This window comes from Paenibacillus sp. MZ04-78.2, assembly GCF_024213375.1.
In the GTDB taxonomy this organism is placed as follows: domain Bacteria; phylum Bacillota; class Bacilli; order Paenibacillales; family NBRC-103111; genus Paenibacillus_G.
Genome location: NZ_JANAVJ010000024.1, coordinates 1 through 18627 on the forward strand (window position 1 = coordinate 1; position 18627 = coordinate 18627).

The 18627-nt window shown below is 49.8% G+C and carries 19 protein-coding genes; 12 read left to right on the forward strand and 7 right to left on the reverse strand.

Annotation, left to right across the window (positions count from 1 at the left end):
• Window positions 1-351 precede the first annotated feature (351 nt).
• The 5 genes from NLX71_RS16680 to NLX71_RS16700 form a co-directional block, all read right to left on the reverse strand.
• Window positions 352-1248: a M23 family metallopeptidase gene (locus NLX71_RS16680; RefSeq protein ID WP_254364941.1), complete on the reverse strand. Its 897-nt coding sequence runs from the start codon at window positions 1246-1248 to the stop codon at window positions 352-354.
• Between the two features lie 76 nt (window positions 1249-1324).
• The gene (locus NLX71_RS16685) at window positions 1325-2452 is read right to left on the reverse strand and encodes a serine hydrolase (protein ID WP_254364942.1); all 1128 of its coding nucleotides are present in this window, start codon (window positions 2450-2452) and stop codon (window positions 1325-1327) included.
• Between the two features lie 26 nt (window positions 2453-2478).
• Entirely contained in the window at window positions 2479-3807 is a 1329-nt protein-coding gene (locus NLX71_RS16690; protein WP_254364943.1) for a DCC1-like thiol-disulfide oxidoreductase family protein, read from the reverse strand.
• 14 nt (window positions 3808-3821) lie between these two features.
• The gene (locus NLX71_RS16695) at window positions 3822-4514 is read right to left on the reverse strand and encodes a DUF5819 family protein (protein WP_254364944.1); all 693 of its coding nucleotides are present in this window, start codon (window positions 4512-4514) and stop codon (window positions 3822-3824) included.
• A gap of 72 nt (window positions 4515-4586) precedes the next feature.
• Complete coding sequence (locus NLX71_RS16700) at window positions 4587-4946, reverse strand: hypothetical protein (protein WP_254364945.1); 360 nt, start codon at window positions 4944-4946, stop codon at window positions 4587-4589.
• A 557-nt stretch (window positions 4947-5503) separates the two neighbouring features.
• Between NLX71_RS16700 and NLX71_RS16705 the strand changes: the two genes are divergently transcribed.
• The 8 genes from NLX71_RS16705 to NLX71_RS16740 all read left to right on the forward strand — a co-directional run bounded on the left by NLX71_RS16705 (window position 5504) and on the right by NLX71_RS16740 (window position 12381).
• Window positions 5504-6373 carry a GNAT family N-acetyltransferase gene (locus NLX71_RS16705; protein ID WP_254364946.1) on the forward strand — a complete coding sequence of 290 codons (870 nt, stop codon included), beginning with the start codon at window positions 5504-5506 and terminating at the stop codon, window positions 6371-6373.
• 55 nt (window positions 6374-6428) lie between these two features.
• The gene (locus tag NLX71_RS16710) at window positions 6429-7541 is read left to right on the forward strand and encodes a GIY-YIG nuclease family protein (RefSeq protein WP_254364947.1); all 1113 of its coding nucleotides are present in this window, start codon (window positions 6429-6431) and stop codon (window positions 7539-7541) included.
• A gap of 117 nt (window positions 7542-7658) precedes the next feature.
• Window positions 7659-8087 carry an Rrf2 family transcriptional regulator gene (locus tag NLX71_RS16715; RefSeq protein WP_254364948.1) on the forward strand — a complete coding sequence of 143 codons (429 nt, stop codon included), beginning with the start codon at window positions 7659-7661 and terminating at the stop codon, window positions 8085-8087.
• A 91-nt stretch (window positions 8088-8178) separates the two neighbouring features.
• Complete coding sequence (locus NLX71_RS16720; RefSeq protein WP_254364949.1) at window positions 8179-8832, forward strand: DsbA family oxidoreductase; 654 nt, start codon at window positions 8179-8181, stop codon at window positions 8830-8832.
• 55 nt (window positions 8833-8887) lie between these two features.
• Complete coding sequence (locus NLX71_RS16725) at window positions 8888-9520, forward strand: NAD(P)-dependent oxidoreductase (RefSeq protein WP_254364950.1); 633 nt, start codon at window positions 8888-8890, stop codon at window positions 9518-9520.
• 208 nt (window positions 9521-9728) lie between these two features.
• Complete coding sequence (gene tnpA / locus NLX71_RS16730; RefSeq protein ID WP_254364951.1) at window positions 9729-10127, forward strand: IS200/IS605 family transposase; 399 nt, start codon at window positions 9729-9731, stop codon at window positions 10125-10127.
• Between the two features lie 4 nt (window positions 10128-10131).
• Window positions 10132-11187, forward strand: coding sequence for an RNA-guided endonuclease InsQ/TnpB family protein (locus NLX71_RS16735; protein WP_254364952.1), 1056 nt, complete (start codon window positions 10132-10134; stop codon window positions 11185-11187).
• Between the two features lie 324 nt (window positions 11188-11511).
• Window positions 11512-12381 (forward strand): riboflavin biosynthesis intermediates N-glycosidase, encoded by an 870-nt coding sequence (locus NLX71_RS16740; RefSeq protein WP_254364953.1) that lies wholly within the window; start codon window positions 11512-11514, stop codon window positions 12379-12381.
• Between the two features lie 104 nt (window positions 12382-12485).
• On the opposite strand, the gene NLX71_RS16745 is transcribed toward NLX71_RS16740, so the two are convergent.
• Window positions 12486-13559, reverse strand: coding sequence for a phosphotransferase (locus NLX71_RS16745; protein ID WP_254364954.1), 1074 nt, complete (start codon window positions 13557-13559; stop codon window positions 12486-12488).
• Between the two features lie 263 nt (window positions 13560-13822).
• Between NLX71_RS16745 and NLX71_RS16750 the strand changes: the two genes are divergently transcribed.
• A complete protein-coding gene (locus NLX71_RS16750) occupies window positions 13823-14263 on the forward strand; it encodes a MarR family winged helix-turn-helix transcriptional regulator (RefSeq protein ID WP_254364955.1) in 441 nt (146 codons plus the stop codon).
• Window positions 14264-14272: 9 nt separating this feature from the next.
• Window positions 14273-15916 carry an MDR family MFS transporter gene (locus NLX71_RS16755; protein ID WP_254364956.1) on the forward strand — a complete coding sequence of 548 codons (1644 nt, stop codon included), beginning with the start codon at window positions 14273-14275 and terminating at the stop codon, window positions 15914-15916.
• Window positions 15917-15992: 76 nt separating this feature from the next.
• Here the strand turns inward: NLX71_RS16755 and NLX71_RS16760 are convergent, their stop codons facing one another.
• Complete coding sequence (locus NLX71_RS16760; protein ID WP_254364957.1) at window positions 15993-16130, reverse strand: substrate-binding domain-containing protein; 138 nt, start codon at window positions 16128-16130, stop codon at window positions 15993-15995.
• A 372-nt stretch (window positions 16131-16502) separates the two neighbouring features.
• On the opposite strand from NLX71_RS16760, the gene NLX71_RS16765 reads away from it, so the two are divergent.
• Window positions 16503-17183, forward strand: coding sequence for a response regulator transcription factor (locus NLX71_RS16765; RefSeq protein ID WP_254364958.1), 681 nt, complete (start codon window positions 16503-16505; stop codon window positions 17181-17183).
• The gene (locus NLX71_RS16770; protein ID WP_254364959.1) at window positions 17180-18556 is read left to right on the forward strand and encodes a sensor histidine kinase; all 1377 of its coding nucleotides are present in this window, start codon (window positions 17180-17182) and stop codon (window positions 18554-18556) included. Before NLX71_RS16765 ends, NLX71_RS16770 begins: the two co-directional genes overlap by 4 nt.
• Window positions 18557-18627: the final 71 nt, after the last annotated feature.

Genomic DNA, 18627 nt, shown 5'->3' on the forward strand with positions numbered 1-18627 from the left:
GCATATGTCATTCCTCTTTTTGGCATCACTATACCACATTCATCCAATCTATACTATTAGAATTGAGAGACTACTAGTGCTACACTTAAAACTATCCTCATAGCCGGTTTTATGAAATCCCTCCTGAAATAAAAAATAAAAGCAGGGATATACCGGATATACCCTGCTCTATTATAAACTACTATGGATTCTTCTGGGCCTGTCCTTGAACAACATCGAAATCATCTTTAGAGATTTGCAGGAAGCCCCCCTGTAGAGGGATTGCAAATGAAACGTCGTAGAGGGCAGTGCTCGCCATGCTTTTTTAGTGCAAGGTGTTACAAATGCCACGTGTTCTCCCCAATCTTTGTGCTACGGACCGGTTAAGCGAACGATATCGTTTCTTTCCAAATAGCGTCCCTCTATGTACATAGGAATCGAGATGGCGGTTCCTTGCTCTTTGCGGACCGCATGCATATGCAAATGGGGCTCAAAGGAGTTGCCTGAATTGCCAACCCGGGCCAACTCCTGCCCTTCTTCCACAACATCGCCGGTGTTAACAATGATGCTTCCTGGCTTTAAATGAAAGAGATAAACATAAACATCTTCATGCTCGATCACAATCAGATTGCCGAGCCGCTCTTCATCCGGACTTTTGTAGGGCTGATCGATTAAATGATTGACTACTTTAATCACTTTACCGCGCAAGGGGCTGTATACGGCTTCATTATATATCTCAAACTTGTGCAACGCAGGCGAAAGATCGAACAACCCCTTGGTTGCTCCAAACTTGTTCAGTTTGACAATGTCTACAGCGTGCTTTTGAAACACATTCGCGTAATGGTAATTGATCGATTCGCTTCCGCCCCCATGCAGTACATAATAGACGCCGGTAGACTTAAAAGGAAACTTTAAACGTACTCCACGTTCTTTATCAGGAGCTTGAAGCAGGCTCAGCGAATAGCTTGTCATGATAAGCTGTGTTGCGGCGAGAAGCGCAAGGAACAACCTTGGCAACCAAACGTTTTTTGGGCGACGATGCTCTTGCCTTCTCCTTTCAGCTATAAAGCTTAGCGCAATACTTATTCCCAGAATTAACAGGTAAATGTATTTAAGATAATAGCTGTACTCTCCCCAGACAGCGATGTTATACAGCCAAGTAAAGTAGGTTAAGGCGAAAAGAACATATAGCATCCAATTCAAAATAGATCTAAAAGGATAGTAAACTAGCAGCACAACAACTGCCGGGACAACGAACATTTTAAGCATTAAGTATCAAATCCATTCTGATCGGGGAATAACCCAAGGCCGCTTGCGATTAGGCGGCTGTGTCGCAACCTATGAATCATAACGTTTCATGGACATACGAAGAAAGTTTCTTGATAACTTTATTTCTAAAATCGTCATCTTTCATGATCGCGACCAAAAACTCATCGATCTTATTTTTCAACCACGCGTTTTCCGTTCCCTTAGAATCATTGACGAAGGCGGCAAGTTCTAACGTTTCTCCGTTTTTCTTGCATCCATACATGGCCGCCGTAACCACATAGATCGTCGTCCCGCCCTTGAAGCCGATCTTGCGATATTGGGATGTTTCAGAGGGCGGTCTTCCTACCAATCGATCCAAGATCACTTGGGCATCCGGTGAAAAATAGGTGCCGCTGTTGATTTTATTCATAAGCGAAGCATATTCCTTCGTCGTTCCGCCCGGCAATCGTTCGGACTCCAGCTTTTGAAGACTTCGCTTGTACCCTTCTTTCCGGTTTAATTTCTGGATTGTAGCAGCATCGGATTCTTGCTTTAGTGAGTTATGCATCTCATATGCCAGCGAAATATATTCCTCTTGGCTCATTTCGCGCATCCGACGAATCAGATTCTTGCCGCTCAGCCCTTCTTTGTCTTTGACATACATCGAGGTCAGCATCGCGGAAGAGAGCGGGAATATAGAGGTATGGTGCTCCATGCCCAGCTCTCCCAAGCTTGCATTGATTCTGTCTCCGCCAAGCAGTTCAAATATATACTCCGTGCAAGCATTCGAACTGAACTGAAGCATGCCTCGGGCGACTTCGTCCAGTGTTAATTCATGTCCGGCTTCAAGCTTCTCCTTCAAATCATATTTCCAGCTTGAATGACCGCCGCCATCCGAGCCCGGAATATAGTACCGTTCCACATCATTCAGGTGGACACGCGCTTCAGGATCAACAAGCCCTTGGGCCGCTTGGTTGGCATACTCGATGACAAGGATTAATTTAACGGTACTGGCCAGCGGCATGACTCTGTCCGCATGGTATTCAAGCAAAGGCTCATTATTATGCAGCAAACAGATCGAGCTGCTGTCCCTGTTCTTCACGAAATAGTCCAGCACGTGCTGTGCCGTTTTTTTGCTATCTACGTATTGAAGTACCGCCGCTAATGCAAAAAAAGCGACAACGAGCAGAAAGATGGCCACGATGATCCAAATGATAACGGACAAATCAATCCCTCCAGTAGTAGCAAGTTTTATGGGTTCAGCGGCTCTCGCATGCACGCATCGGTACAGTGATTCGTAGATACGATCATTCTCCGCTTCGCGATAAAATCGTAGCAGGCTTGCCCAATCCCCATATACTTCGATGTAAGCAACAACGGCAACAGAGGCCAATATGCCACAACACGGCTTGCAAGTTGAATAATTGAATCGATTCCATCAACAACATCCGAACTGTTTAATTTCTTACTGTGCATACGAACTTCAAGCTTGGCGCGATCTAGCGCGTAGGTGTCGATAGCACCAGGCTCCCGAAATGAAACAAAATCAACCAGATGAAAGAGATCCAGCTTCTCGCAGCTCGCTTTTACTTGCCGGCACATCGGACACCAGCCATCGTAAAACACAACGATTTTAAACTTGTATAAATATTGATGCCCGAATCGGGCGGTTCGCTGGACCAGTCTTTCTTTCAACAGGAAGTATCTACTGCTCATCCCCTTGTACAGCTTTCGGTAGTCGTCATCCGTAAATAACAACGCCTCCATTGAAATCATCACGATTGAGAACGTAATGAGACCCATGCCAATTGCAATCCCAAGGTGGAAGAGCATAATAGCGGTGACAATCACAATCTTCGAGATCCGATTGAACAGCAAAAAAGGAAACGAAATTTTGACAAAAATGCTTAAGTAGGTAGCAATGATCGACAAGTACACGAAATGATCCGAGAAGCTTTTTAAGATGGGTCCGGAAAACGTCTTTACCTGAGCGATGTAATAAATGGCCGTACCATTATTCCACAAGCTGCCCATAATCTGATAAAAGCCGGAAGTAAAATAAACAATACATAGCTGCACAATGCACAAGATGATCGAGAAATTATGCAGGATGCTGACAAACGGATTCGCCGTGCTTTTACGGCTGGCGTCGACCGAAAAATAAGCGGTACTATTCGCGAATAACAGGTAAAAGAGGGCAACGCACATTAAATTATCGCCGCCGTCACCGATGTACATCATTCTTTTATATAAAGAATAGTAAAAAATAAAATTAAGAATAGAAAAAACTTTTCCCCGGTAACCAATCGTATATAAAAATGCAAAGATGATTCCTAAATGAAAAATAACATCAAAATAAAGCAAACTATCACTGAAGTTATATAAAGAATAAGTAGCGTTTTTGAACTCATCATCAATGACATTGAAACCGATACTGCTCCATAGAAAGTAGCGCTGAGAGTAATGTATTAAATAATAATACAAAATTAGGGAACCAAATAAAAGTCTTAAAATACTTGCTCCAATTAGAAATCGGTCTTTGATAAAGAAATTTATAATCGAATCTACCCTCGTCGTCATTAACCCGCCTCCATTTAAAAGAACTTAATGACGTCGTCGTTTATTTTTTTCCATTCCAGAACGACATCGTCCATCTTTTTCGGCTCAATATCAGCTTCATTCCGTTTAGAGAACGGGATGGTATCATAGATCATGACTCGAATACGTACGGCTTCGATTCTCTCATTGGGATAAGCTGCCTTTGCGTATGAGGAGGCGTACCGGTAAAGCCTCTCTTCTCCTTTTTTATTCTTGGATTTCTCTTCCTCTTTAATAATTTTTGCAATCTCGTCCTGTTCAATCTGATCGGCATTCTTCTCTTTTTCTAAAGCTGTCTTGTACTTAAAAATATATTCATCCTGATGCTGTCCGTAGTAATCCGTTACCATTCCTTCAACGATTCTTACAATTCTATTATATGGAGTGAGTGGATTTTCGTTGTTTTTATGGATAACGGGGTTAGTTATGTCAATCCATCTCTCTTCGTTATTGTCAATTTCATTCTCCTTTTTTACTTGCATGTACACATACGAATTCCTTGATATGGGTTCCGGAGCAAACAAATGCCAATTTTGCGCAAAGAAAACGGAACTATACGTAATTAAAAATGGCCTGATTGTCATGGAAATTGGGTTACTTGGTCCGACAGTAAGTAAAATGATTAAAAAATGAACTACGACAAACAGGCTTAACACTGTAATGATTGAGAATAGCTTCAGCTTGCTCATACTTTAATCCCCCTCTTTAAAAAAGAGCGTACTAGGATTAGTACGCTCTTTCGTCTACTAGGCAACCGTTCTTTACTTATCGAAGATAATATCAGTGCCTTCTTGAATCAGGTTATCGTTGGATGCGCCGCCCACAGCCTCCGACACGTTTCCGATTACGTCCCAAGCGTGGACCTTAGCGGCCTCCGTTCCGTACACCCATGCTTTTTGTGCAGCATTACCCACAGCATTACCCACAACTTTGGCCGCTTGGCCCACCGCTTGTACAATACCCGTAAGCCGACCAGCAGGCTGAATCATGTTAACATTGCTGGTTGAACTTGGAGCAATTGTTACTTCGCTTGTAGGCAATTGACTAGTTGATTCGGAAGCGTAAACACTAGTTCCCATAACAGACAAAGATAAAATTCCAATAACTATTAATTTTTTCATACTTTACCTCCTTTTTTAATAGTTTTATATTACTTCATTTGTTAATATGTGTCAGCTATATTTTACAAAAAAAACATCTTGAACCTATAATTCCTTATTTTAGGTATAAATAATTTATACGTAAATATTCCCATAAATACGCAGTGTTAATCCGCTGGTACAGTATGAACGCGGTGGAGCGCCTGAGATTCAGGTCGATGATAGCGGAAACATCATCATGCTCCGGCATGGATAGATCGGGAGGGCGTCGTGGGTGGAATCCAAGATCATTTCTACCACCTTTCAATCCGAGTACACGGTAATTGGCTTCGACTTCCACTGCAGCGTGTATCCGGTTAACGTGATCCCGGTCAGCAAGAGCAGCGGAAAGGCCCCACCCGGGATGAACCTTCTCATGCATGCCTCCTAAGCAGATATGGTGTGCGCACATGGTATGGGTGGACGGTTCAAATTAGGATATCCCAGCATCTTGAAATTCAGGGGGCTGTGTGAGAATCTGGGAATAGAGAGGGGAACGTCATGTTCCGCTTAAGTCTTACGCAATGGGGGAGTTAGCAATGGAGCTGAATGTGAAGCGGCTATCCGAGTGTACGTTGAATCAGGCGGTAGAGGTTTGGAACAAAGGGTTTGAGGATTACTATGTTCAGATCGTCATGACGGTCGATGCTTTCTTGGCGCGAATGGTGGCCGAGGGCTTGTCCCCGGACTATTCCTTTGTGGCGTTTGACGGGGACGAGCCGGTAGGGATCATTCTGAACGGCATCCGTACGATTAGCGGCGCCAAAACGGCCTGGAACGGGGGGACAGCCGTTGCTGCGTCGCACCGGAGGCACGGCGTAGCCAGACAACTGCTGGAAGCGTCCATTCGGCTGTACCGCGAGGAAGGCGTGTCGCGGGCGACGCTCGAAGCGTTCAAGCAGAACGAAAAGGCCATTGCCTTATACCGGCAAATAGGCTACGAGGTAACTGATCAACTGGTGGTTCTGGAATCGTCCGAGGCTTGGCAGCCGGGAGATCTTCCACGTGGGGATTATACGGTCCGCTGGTCCGTTCCGCATGAGGCGGCGCTGCTTCCCTTCTACGAGGCAAACGCCGCGTGGCAGACGGGATGGCAGAGCTTGAAGGACGGGCATACCGTTATCGCGTCCGACCCGCAAGGCCACCCCGTCGGCTACGCGCTTGCTAAGCGGGTATACGATGCGTCGGGTGAGCATACTTCGACAATCTTGTACCAATGCGTAGCGAGCCCGGATGCCCCTGAAATGGACGGAATCGTCCGGCTCCTGTGCTCGGAAGTGTTTGCCGGAGCCGATGCGCTGCGGAAGCGGGCGTTAAACGTGCCGGGGACGTCCGTCTGCGCGAAGGCTTTGACGGCCGGAGGGTTTACGGTCGCTGTGGAGCAGGTTAAAATGGACAAAAGCTTCTAAAAGGTCCGTGCGGGAGAGCCGTGCGCGGAACCGCGCGAAAAAGGGGAAGTTTGCGATGCCATTTCAGTTCGAAGCGGGCGATTATCCCGAACGCCCGGGCTGCTACATCATGAAAAATGCCGAAGGACACATTCTTTATGTCGGCAAATCCAAAAATTTGCGCAGCCGTCTGCGCTCGTATTTCCAAAACCGGGATCAGCGCAGGCGCATTCGTCAAATGGTGCTGGACATCGCGTCCATTGAAGTGGTACTGGTCAACAACGAATCGGAAAGTCTGCTGCTGGAGAACAATCTGATCAAGATCCATAAGCCTCCGTATAACCGGGCACTCAAGCGGGACAACAGCGGGTATGCTTATTTGCAGATGACGGACGAGCGGTTTCCGCGGCTGAGCGAATACTACCGGGACCGCAGGCTCCGGGCCGTACGCGGCGGGGGCGGAGCGGACAAAGCCGCAGCTCCGGGCAAGGAGCTGCGCTTCGGTCCTTACCGGAGCGCCCGCTTCCGCGATGCCGTGCTCGATTTTGTCACAGAGCATTATAAGCTGAGGACATGCGACAAGATGCCGAAGAGGGTCTGTCTGCTGTACCATCTTGGCAAGTGCAGCGGCGTATGCGAAGGGAAAATCACGGAGGAGGCGTACCGGGAGACGGCTCGGCAAGCAGCCGGTCTTCTGCTGAACCAAGGCGAGAGCCTGATAGCCGCGATGCGCGCCAAGATGAATGAGTACGCCGAACGTCTGGAATTCGAGAAAGCCGGCAGCATGCTCCGTCACCTGCGCATTTTGGAGGAAATGCCGGAGAAGCAGATCGTCGACCGGGAAGGCTCGATCCATCAGGATGTGCTATATTTTGGCGAGGAGCGGGTGCTGATCGCAAAGGTACAGGAGGGCATGCTGCGGGATTTTCAGATGCATGAATTGGAGCGCGCGTACGACGAGGTCGCTTGCGACCGTTTTCTGGTCAGCCGCTATGGGGAAGCCGAGGGGCCGGATGAGCTCATCGTCAACAAAGTGAGCGACCCCGGTTCGGTGCGTGCCGTGTTGCGGAGAACGGGAGGCAGGGTGATCAAGATTACGACGCCCAAGCGGGGCTTGAAATACGATTTGCTGCAATTGTGCAAGGATAACTACGAATACCGGATCGGACGCGATGGGAAGCAGTCGTGAGCGGACGGCGAGGCGGATGGTCGCTCAATTGTACAGAAAAGTCGGGTTGACAAAACGAATAATTGTAACTACAATGGTTACAGGTGATAGAATACAACAGAGAGGAGAGGATATGAATTGTCGATCAGCAGTCGTTTTGCCGTAGCGATTCACATCTTGGCTCTCCTCGATATTAATAAAGAAGGCCGCAATACGTCGGAATTTATCGCAGGCAGCGTCAATACGAACCCGGTGGTGATCCGCCGTGTGATCGGTCTGCTGGGCAAAGTCGGGCTGGTGCATACGAGTCCTGGCGTCGGCGGCGCATCGCTGGCCCGTCCGCCCCGGGAGATTAACCTTTTGGAAGTGTACCGTGCCGTACAGAACGACCCTCCGGGGGAGTTGTTCGCGGCGCACGATAAGCCGAACCCGAAATGCCTTGTCGGGCGAAATATTCAAGAGACGTTGGACACCGTCTTCAAACGGGCGGAGTCGGCCATGGAGAAAGAGTTGGCGAAAGTTACGCTGGACCAGATTGTGTTCGATTTGGTGCGGGCTGACCGGTAACCCTTTTTTTTATCGTTTCCTGTAACTGTTTTAGTTACATGTGAATGGAAAGAAGAGACTCGGACGACTTTATAAAGGAGGTGAATTTAAGATGACCGTCAAAATTCAAGTGTATTCGGACTACGTATGTCCCTTCTGCTTTCTGGCGGAAGGACCGCTGGAGCAGGCCGTGCAGGGCAAGGACGTCGAGGTGGAATGGATGCCCTTCGAGCTGCGCCCAAGCCCGGCCGAGCCGCTGGACCCCTGGAACGATCCGCCGAAATTGAAGATGTGGGAGCAATCCATCGCTCCTTACGCGCAGCGGATGGGTATCGATATGAAGCTGCCGCGGGTTTCTCCGCATCCCTACACCCACCTTGCGTTCGAGGGGTATCAATACGCCAAGGAGCACGGCAAAGGAAACGAATATAACCACCGGCTGTTCCGGGCCTTCTTCCAAGAGGAGCAAAATATCGGGGACCCGGACGTGCTGGCGAAGCTGGCCGGTGAAATCGGACTGGATGCCGCCGAGTACCGGGAAGCGCTGGAAACGCGGAATTACAAGGAAGCTCATCAGCAAGCGATGAACCATGCTTACCAGGAAGCGGGCATTACAGCCGTCCCTACGTTTTTTATCGGCAATAAGGTGCTGCGAGGCGTAGCGAACCGGGAGACGCTGGAGCAGGCGATCGCCGAGGAACTGGCCGGTCAAGCCGGCAAGGCTGCCGAAGGGCTATCCTGCACCGTGGATGGGGAATGCAATTAACTGCGATAACATTTGATCACCATAATATTTTAGAAGGCGAAAGGATGGATTCACGATGAAGATTGCCTTGGTTGGAGCAACGGGAACGATCGGACAGCGGATATTAGAGGAAGCCTTGAGCCGGGGACATCAAGTGACGGCTATCGTGCGCGATCCGTCTCGTGTGACGAAACAGAACGAAAACCTGAAGGTGGTAACGGGAGACGTTTCGAACGTGGATAGTGTCGCCGCAGCGGCAGCCGGTCACGACATCGTGATCAGCGCCTTTGGTCCGGCGCGCGGCCAAGAGGAGAAGCTGGTTCAGGCCGCCCAAGCGTTGGTCGATGCGGCGAAAAAGTCCGGCGTCAGCCGTCTGCTGACCGTCGGTGGCGCGGGAAGTCTGGAAGTGGCTCCAGGCGTGCAACTGGTTGATACGCCGCAATTCCCTGCCGAATGGAAGGGAATCGCATTGGCGCACCGGGATGCGCTGGAAGTATACCGCAGCTCCGGGCTCGACTGGACGAACCTGAGCCCAGCCGCATTGATCCAACCGGGTGAGAAAACCGGGCAATACCGCACAGAAGAAAACCGGCTCGTCACAGATGCCGAAGGGAACAGCCGCATTTCGGCCGAGGACTATGCCGTTGCTATGCTGGACGAGGCGGAGCGTCCGCGCTTCTCCCGCAAACGGTTTACGGTCGGTTATTAATCCATCATCCGAAATAAAAAAAGGCGATTCCCGCGATGATTCCATTGCGGACAGATCGCCTTTTTGGTTTACAGATTTAGCCGATTCATCCCTTGCCTTTAGGCATGGGATGAATCGGCTTAGGACAAGGGCTGTCTTTAGACAGCTTAATTGTCCTACATTCCTTCATGTTGTTGCAGTTTTATATTAAAATTGATACAATTGGTATATGGGACAAGAATATAGAAGAACGACCACAACTGTATCACCCATCAACTATCATTTTGTGTTTTGCCCGCGATATCGAAGAAAGGTATTTGTGAGTCAAGTCGAAGCGAGATTTAAAGAGCTTGTGCAAGAGCTATGCGAGAAAAACGATTGGCTTATTGTTGCGATGGAAGTCATGCCAGATCATGTGCATCTATTCGTAAACGTGCTGCCAACGGATTCTCCAGCGGACGTTTTGGCAAAATTGAAAGGTACGACCTCGCGATGTTTGCGTCAAGAATTTAAGCACTTGGAGCATCTACCAAGCCTTTGGACACGTTCGTATTTTGTCAGCACGGCAGGGAATGTTTCGAGCGAAACCATCCAACGTTATGTTGAAGAGCAAAAGAAAAGGGGGTGAAGCCATGCCAACCGTAACCGTTCAAATTCGAATATTCCCAAACGATGTTTCCCTGCTGAAGGAGATGGGGGACGAATACATCAAAACGGTCAATCTCCTCACCGAACAAGCGGAAGCATCGGGCGCCTTTCCAAAGCTCACCTCCAAGGATGTCGACGCCAAACTTCCATCCGCCGTAAAGAACCAAGCCATTCGAGATGCGCGAAGCATTCATAACAAGACGAAAAAGCAAGGAAAACGTCCGGTTCTAAAGCGCAGAGTCTACTACGTCAATAACCAGAACTATTCACTCGGGGAGCAAAGCGTTGCATTTCCTGTGATGTTGGACGGAAACGTACAGCGACTTCAGATTCCGGCTCATGTAACGGAACGCGAACAGCGGTTACTATCCAGCGGCAAGCTTGGCCTCTTAAAAGTGGTTGAGAAGTCGGGCAAGTGGTACGTACAAATTTCTGTTGAAAGAAAGACAGAACAAACAACCGGCGATGTCACGATGGGAATTGACTTGGGCTTAAAAGTCCCTGCCGTTGTCGTCACCTCAACAGGAAGGACGAAATTTGTTGGCAATGGCAGACAGAACAAGTACATACGCCGCAAATACAAAGAGCGCAGAAGAAAGATGGGCAAGTTAAAGAAGCTGTCTGCGATCCGTAAGCAAGAAAATAAAGAACATCGCTACATGAAAGACCAAAACCACAAAATCAGCCGTAAGATCGTGAACATGGCGATCGAAGAACAAGTATCGGTCATCAAGCTGGAGAAGCTGACGAACCTTCGCCAAACGACAAGAACAAGTCGTAAAAACGCCAAAAACCTGCATAACTGGACGTTCCACCAATTGCAAACGTTTATCGCATACAAAGCGGCATTGGCCGGGATTAACATCATCGAAGTCAATCCGGCGTACACCTCCCAAACGTGTCCAAACTGCGAGAAACGGAACAAGGCAATAGACCGAACGTATGAGTGTTCATGCGGGTATCGCGCGCACCGCGACAGGGTTGGAGCCATCAACATTATGCGCCAACCTGTGATAGATGGTAACAGTCTATCAGCCTAGATAGCTATACGCTCTGATCTAGGATGAGCTAATGAGCTAGCTCTTAACTTAGCAGTCTGCACAAAACAGAAATGGCCTGCGTGCGTTAACTAGCTAAGAATCCCATGGCTTTAGCCGTGTTGGAGGCTCAAATTGAATCGAACGATTATTGCGCTGAGAAACGCCGTTTGGAACATTAGAATGTAAGTGTAAACCATTCTTCATCTTTAGGTTTATTGGCTTAAAAAAGAAGCAGAAAAGCCGATAAAATTTCATTTGTGAAGCCAACTAATTTTTGCTACATTGGTAAGAAAGTATAATTTAAATGAAAGTTGGTAATAGATTATGGGAAAATCATTTACAATAGATAACCCTATGCCGCCGTTATGGCTGATGTACCCTCATATAACCCGATACAGTATAGGTTGGCGCATGGGTTATGGCGAATCCTATAAGTATACCTTTAATAACTGGATTGAAACGCTGTCAGAAGATGAACGACAACAGTATCAAGCTATGTTTCCAAAGCCTAAAACTTGGCGAAGCTTTTTAAGCGATGCTAACGATGATGACTTAGAATATGAAAGCTATGTCCACGATAGTGGCATAATCTTTTGGAACAAGAACGGGGAGCCGAAGTATTCAAAAGATTGGCTAATTAATCAAAGCTCAGACGAAGAGTTTGTTTTTTTCTGGCAGCCCGGAGATGTTGAATATGAGCCGGAATGTTGTTTTGGACAATGGCAATATTCCGAGTTTACTGAAAACGCTTATGGATTTACCTGCACAGAACAGTATATGATGGCAGCTAAAGCCCAAGTTTTTGAAGATGAAGAAATTGAGGAAGCAATTATGAAAACCTCTGACCTAAAACAGATGAAATCACTTGGGAGAAAGGTTAAAAATTTTGACGAAAAAACATGGGATAAGGTAAAACATTCTATTGTGTTGAAGGGTAATTATTATAAGTTTACTCAAGATAAAAAAATGATGGATATACTGTTAGCTACAGGCAATAAAATTCTTGTAGAAGCAAGCCCGTTAGACACAATATGGGGGATTGGTTATTCAAAAAGCAATCCTGCGGCTACAAATGCAAAGAGTTGGCGAGGCTTGAATTTGCTTGGATTTGCTCTAATGGAAGTAAGAGATGAGATAAAAACAGTATATCAAAACTATGACAAGGTGGACTGGTCACAATTTCAAGATTTGTAAATCCGTTGTCATAAACATTTTTCCCGAATACATTCAACTTCAGTGGTTTCATCTTTGAGTAAAGCATATTCATGACCAAGCTGTTAAAGGCGAACCACAGCGATTCAAATCGCAGTCGGTTCGCCTTCTTCGTTTATCTTCACCTCTTCTAATGCATCGCGGCCTGATACGTCCGGCGCTGTCGTTGCCCGGGCCCAACGATCCATCCAGCCAACAGCGTTCAAACGCCGGCCCCACGTTTTTGTCAGCACGCGGTCCACGTATCGACTGCGGCCGAACGCGATGCGGTTTGCGGACAACCAAGCCTCGCCCGGCAGCCGGAAAAAGGCGCTGATTAACAGACGTTCCTCCGGCAGCAGAGGTTTGAGTTGTTCGTATCCGCGCAGCATCGCTTCCATGTACAGCGGTTCGAAAAGCGCTGTATTCAGCAGCGTTCTGGCGATTTCCAGATAAATCGATCCCCGCCGGACCCGGTCCCAATCAATCAGGAACAGCCCGTCAGGCCGGATGATGACGTTCGGAACAGTAACGTCGCCGTGAATGAGAGCGGGAGGCTCGTGTTCCTTTTGCAGCAGCCGTTGTATCTCCGGAGTCTCCATGATCTTCCAGGCTTCGTCCGCCAAGGCGATGCATTCAGCCCCATGCTTTCTAAACCATCGGCCCAGCCGTCTATCCAACCGCACGAGCTGACGGCGAAACAATGCATCCCGCCGCTTCAGGGCTCCGACTTCCTTTAACGTGAAGCGGGACATAGGCAAACGGGAGCTTTGGCAGACGCTGTGAAGCCCGGCCAACGCTTTTCCTAGATTGTCATAGTCCTGCGCGTCGTTTTGAAGTCCCCGGCCTTTAATCCATTCCGTCATATAATAGGGTTTGCCTTGATAGAAGGTCCAGTAACGGCCGGAAGACGTTCGCAGCCACTTCGGCAGGTGCGGGTAGCCTGCCTTCTGCAAAGTGCGGATGTGAGAGGAAATGCGCTCGATTTGCTGCCTGGCGGTGCGCTGACCAAGGACACGGCTCCGGCAAAACGGCTTGATCAGGAAGTCGCCCCGATCGGTGATTGCACGGTAAGCGGCATTGCGTTTGTAAAGCGAGTCATATGGGATGATTCGCTTGATTTGCAGTCCGTAACGGCGGGCCAGCAGCCGATATCTGGTTTTGAGGGTTCGATGAGTCATATGTGTTCCTCCCCGTTCGTGACAGTACAATGATATACCTAGCTTATGCGGCTGTCCGTATCGCGTAACGGGATAAACACATAAATTTGGTGGAAGTGTCCAGCCGCTTCAAAAAAATTTCACAAACGATTGCCTTTGGTGTATAATAAGTAAATATTTTAATCGTTTATTGTTAAATTGTTTCGAGATTTAATGGTTTTTTCTTGAAAACAACCTTGTCTTGGAAGGAAACTGTCATGATACGAAAGGGGGCGTTTCTAAATTTGAATGAAGATCATCAATTAAAAAGCGAAATGGCCCGCACGTTCCGGAAGATCGTCAAAGAAATGTCGTACCTGTGGAGCCGGCATATCGACAAGTCGTTTTCGATGGCCCAGTTTATGGTGCTCCGGCAGCTTCGCGGAGGGCCACAGAAGGTATCCGGTTTGGCTGAGGCGCTCGAATTGACGTCCGGCGCCATTACCGCCAAAGCCGATAAATTGGTAGAGAAGGGGTATGCTACGCGGTATCGGGGAGAAGACGATCGGCGGGTCGTGTATCTGGAAATAACGGAACGGGGCTTGAGCGAGCTGAAGACGCTCGGAGAGCAGCAGACGAAGCTGGTCGAATCGCTGTTCGCCGGTTTATCCGAGGAGGAGCTCCGGCAGCATCTCCATTTCTTTAACCGGATGCTAAACAACATGGAGCAATTGGGAGAGGAGTAAGAAAGCAACGTGGAACACTTATCGTATAAACGCAAAATCACGATTATGATCGCCATTATTGCGGCGATGTTCTTTTCAGCTATTAACCAGACCATCGTCGGAACGGCTCTGCCGCGGATTATCGCCAAGCTCGGCGGGATGGACTACTATACATGGGTCATTACGATTTATTTACTAACCTCGACGATCGCGACGGTGCTGGTCGGTAAGCTGTCCGATATTTACGGCAGGAAGCCGTTTATTCTTACGGGGATCGTCTTATTTATGATCGGCGCGTTCATGGCGGGGACGTCCATGGATATTATTCAGCTGATTACATACCGTGGCATCCAGGGGGTGGGCGCCGGGATCATCATGGCCACGGCCTTTACGGCCGTCGGCGACTTGTTCGCTCCCCGCGAGCGCGGGAAATGGTCCGGGATTATGATGTCAGTGTTCGGATTTGCGAGCGTCATCGGCCCGGCGCTTGGCGGCTATATCGTCGATCATTTTGAGTGGCATTGGGTATTTTGGGTTTTCCTTCCTCTTGGCATTGTCGCTTTTATGATGATTTTGACGATGTTCCCGAAAGTGGAGCGCAAGCCGTCGGAGTCGATCGATTATTTCGGCTCGCTGTTTCTTACGTTGACGATTGTGCCGATGCTGCTCGCGTTCTCGTGGGCCGGCACGAAGTATGCTTGGGGCTCGTCGCAAATTTTCGGTTTGTTCGCCTGTACATTGGTGGCGCTGGTTCTTTTCATATGGGTGGAGAGCCGGGTGAAAAGTCCGGTGCTGCCGCTTTCGTTGTTCAAAAACGGGATTGTGACAATCTCGAATGTCATCGGGTTTATTATGAACGCCGGGATGATGGGAGCGCTCATGTATACGCCGTTCTTCGTTCAGGGCGTGATGGGCATCTCGCCGACCTATTCCGGTTATGTAACGATGCCGATGTCCATCGGTATGGTCGTGACCAGCGCGATCAGCGGACAGCTTATGACGAAGACGGGCAAATACAAGCGGATCGCGATTATCGGGATTATCATTATGGTCATCGGAATGATGATCATGTATTACATGAATACGATCTCGGTGACGCTGCTCAGCATGATTGTGTTCGGCTTCGGACTTGGTCTGGGGATGCCGGTCTTTTCCTTGACCGTTCAGAACGCCGTATCGCCGAAGGATCTTGGCGTCGCTACGGCCTCCTCGCAGCTGTTCCGTAACTTGGGCGGTACGATCGGCATTGCCGTCATGGGGACGATTATGTCGACGGGCATGACGAACAAGCTGCAAGAGATCCTGGCAAGCGGGCGAGGCGTCGACTTGAGCAAGCTGGACCCGAAGGTGGCCGAGAAGCTCGCCGCGTTCCATAATCCGCAAATGCTGCTCGATCAGCCGAAGCTGGCGCAGGTTCAGGCAGCCTTGCCGCCGGAGCTGCAGACCGTGTTCAGCCGGATGATCGACTCGCTCCGCGAGGCGCTCAGTTACTCGTTGGCCAATGTGTTTTTGGCGGGGGCTGTGCTTCTTGGGGTCGCGCTTGTGCTGACGTTCTTCCTGAAGGAGATTCCGCTGCGCACCGGAAGCGGCGGCCCAGGGCCGAAGCCGCAGGAAGCTGCGGAAACGGACGGCGAACCGTCGCCCCGCCTTGGCGGGAAGCCGGCGAACGGGTAAAACCGATAGACGGGCTTGGACCATGAGTTGGTCCGGGTCCGTTTTTTTGGGGTTTAATCGAATTCGATAAATTCCATCACATCAGCTTCAGCTCTTTGATAAAGTCGACAAACGCTTTAATCAACGAAATATGCAAGGACTCCTTCCGGTAAATCATCCACGATTTTCGCAAAATCGGTTCCCCGTGCTTCGTCCTCAATTGAAGGCAGTACATATCTTCGCTCTCTTATCCTTACTGTGATGGTTGTGTCAATTCCGGTCCCTCCACTTGGTGGGAGCTTGTCCTTATGATTTCGTATGAGGGGAAAGGCCGGTATTTGGCTGTCGGGATTGCGTTATTATTGCTGTCTATGCCGTTGCAAAGAAAATCGCGATTTTAAAGTTGATGTCCGGCATTCCTCCAAGTCCAGGTTATTCATGATCGGAGCTCCCACTTACGGGCTCCGATTTTTATTTTCCGGGCGGGTAACCTCTCGTTTGAAAACGAAGGGTAAATCGGGCATGATGAGAGTGAAACGATCCTTCAAACGATTCGCAGCGATTGGCGGATTGGCGGAACGTATTTCCTAGCGGCAGGTGAATCGACTTGAGAGTACATATATTGGTGGCGGATGACGACGCGCATATTCGCGAGCTGCTCCGCTTTTTTCTAAGCCGGGAAGGCTATGTCGTCTACGAAGCGGACAATGGAGTGGCCGCCGCGGAGCTGATGGAGCGCGAGCAGATCCATCTGGCGGTCGTAGACATTATGATGCCCGGCAAGGACGGCTGGGAGCTGTGCCATGACATTCGTGCCCACTATGACATTCCCGTCATACTTCTTACGGCCAAAGGCGAGGTCGAGGACAAGGAAAAAGGCTTCTTGTCGGGAACCGACGATTACGTCGTGAAGCCGTTCGAGCCGAAGGAGCTGCTGTTTCGAATCAAGGCGCTGCTGCGGCGGTACCAGATGGTATCGTCGGCGAAAATCCGGTTAAACGAGACGATCATTGACCGCAGCAGCTACGAGATCCGGGTCGGCGATCAGACGATGACGCTCCCACTCAAAGAATTCGAGCTGCTGTGCCAACTGGCCAGCTATCCGGGGCGCATCTTTACCCGGGAGCAGTTGGTGCAGCTTATCTGGGGTCCCGACTTCGAAGGTGACAGCCGGACCATCGACGTTCATGTGAAACGGCTGCGGGAGCGGTTTTCTCCGGTGACGGACGATTTTGTCATCACGACGGTGCGCGGCTTGGGGTATAAGCTAGAGGTGCGGGGCGAATGAAGACGCTGTATGTGCGGATCGTCGCAACGTATATTTTGATCGCCATGGTTAGCGGCGTGTTTGCCCTGCTGGTGGCTAACGTGTACTACCGGACCCAGATCCGGGAATATAACGAACAGAAGATCATGAAGGTCGCCAAAGAAATCCGGACGCTGTTCGAGCGGATGCCGGATACCGATCCGGACGGCTATTTTCGCAGCATCGCCCAGTTGGGCTTTCAGATGTACCTTGTGGACGGCAAAGGGCAGGGCGTCTTCTACGGCGAGCCGTTCCGGCATACGCAGAGCGCGCCGGATCAAATCCGCCGCGTGCTGGACGGCGAAATCTACCGCGGCATCACGGAGGAGCCCCGCCTGCTGACGATTACGGGCTTTTTCGAAAGCAGCCTGCGCAACACGGTCGGCATCCCGATCGATATCCGGGGAGAACGCCACGCGTTGTTTTTGCGGCCGGCCCTGGGGCAGCAGATCGGGGAAGTCCGTCTGCTCATGGCGGTGCTGCTCGCGGCGACGTTTGCATTCAGCATGCTGCTCATCGTCGTCTGCACGCGGTATATCGTCAAGCCGGTCAAAGCGTTGACGGAGGCGACTACCCGCATTGTCGGAGGAAATTACGAGATCGGGCTCGACGTTGCGCGCACCGATGAAATCGGCAACCTGGCGCGTCACTTCGCGCATATGGCTGAAGCGCTCCGCCAGCTCGACAGCATGCGGCAGGAATTCGTCGCCAATGTCTCCCATGAAATCCAGTCCCCGCTGACGTCAATCCAGGGCTTTGCCCAAGCGATCCAGTCGGGGGGATTGCCGCCCGAGATAGCGCAGCGGTATTTGCACATTATCGAGGAGGAGAGCAGACGGCTTTCGTCGCTCAGCAAGCAGCTGCTGACGCTCGCTGCCTTGGACAAGGAAGCGGGCGTTATCAAGAAAACGAGCTTCCGCTTGGACGAGCAGCTTCGGCAGGCGGTACTCGTGACGGAATGGCAGTGGATGGAAAAGGGCATCACCGTTGAACTGGACCTTCCGGAGATCGTCGTCCATGCCGACCGCGAGCTGCTGCATCAGGTATGGCTTAATTTGATAACGAACGCCATCAAATTTTCCGATTCCGGCGACGTGCTGACGATCGGTATTTCGGTGGAGGAGGACATCATCGTTCAAGTTTCCGATACCGGTATGGGTATTCCCGAGTCCGAGCTGCCTCATATTTTCGGCCGCTTCTATAAAGCGGACAAAGCAAGAACCCGTTCCCGCTCCGGCAGCGGTCTGGGGCTCGCCATTATCAAAAAAATCGTCGAGCTCCACGAAGGTACGATTGACGTGCACAGCCGCGTCTCCGAAGGAACGGTATTCACCGTCCGGCTGCCCCGCTTATAATCGTAATCTCTCATTCATCTTCCATTCATATTTCTGTCCTAGAATCCGAAGTGAGATCAAGGACAGGAGGT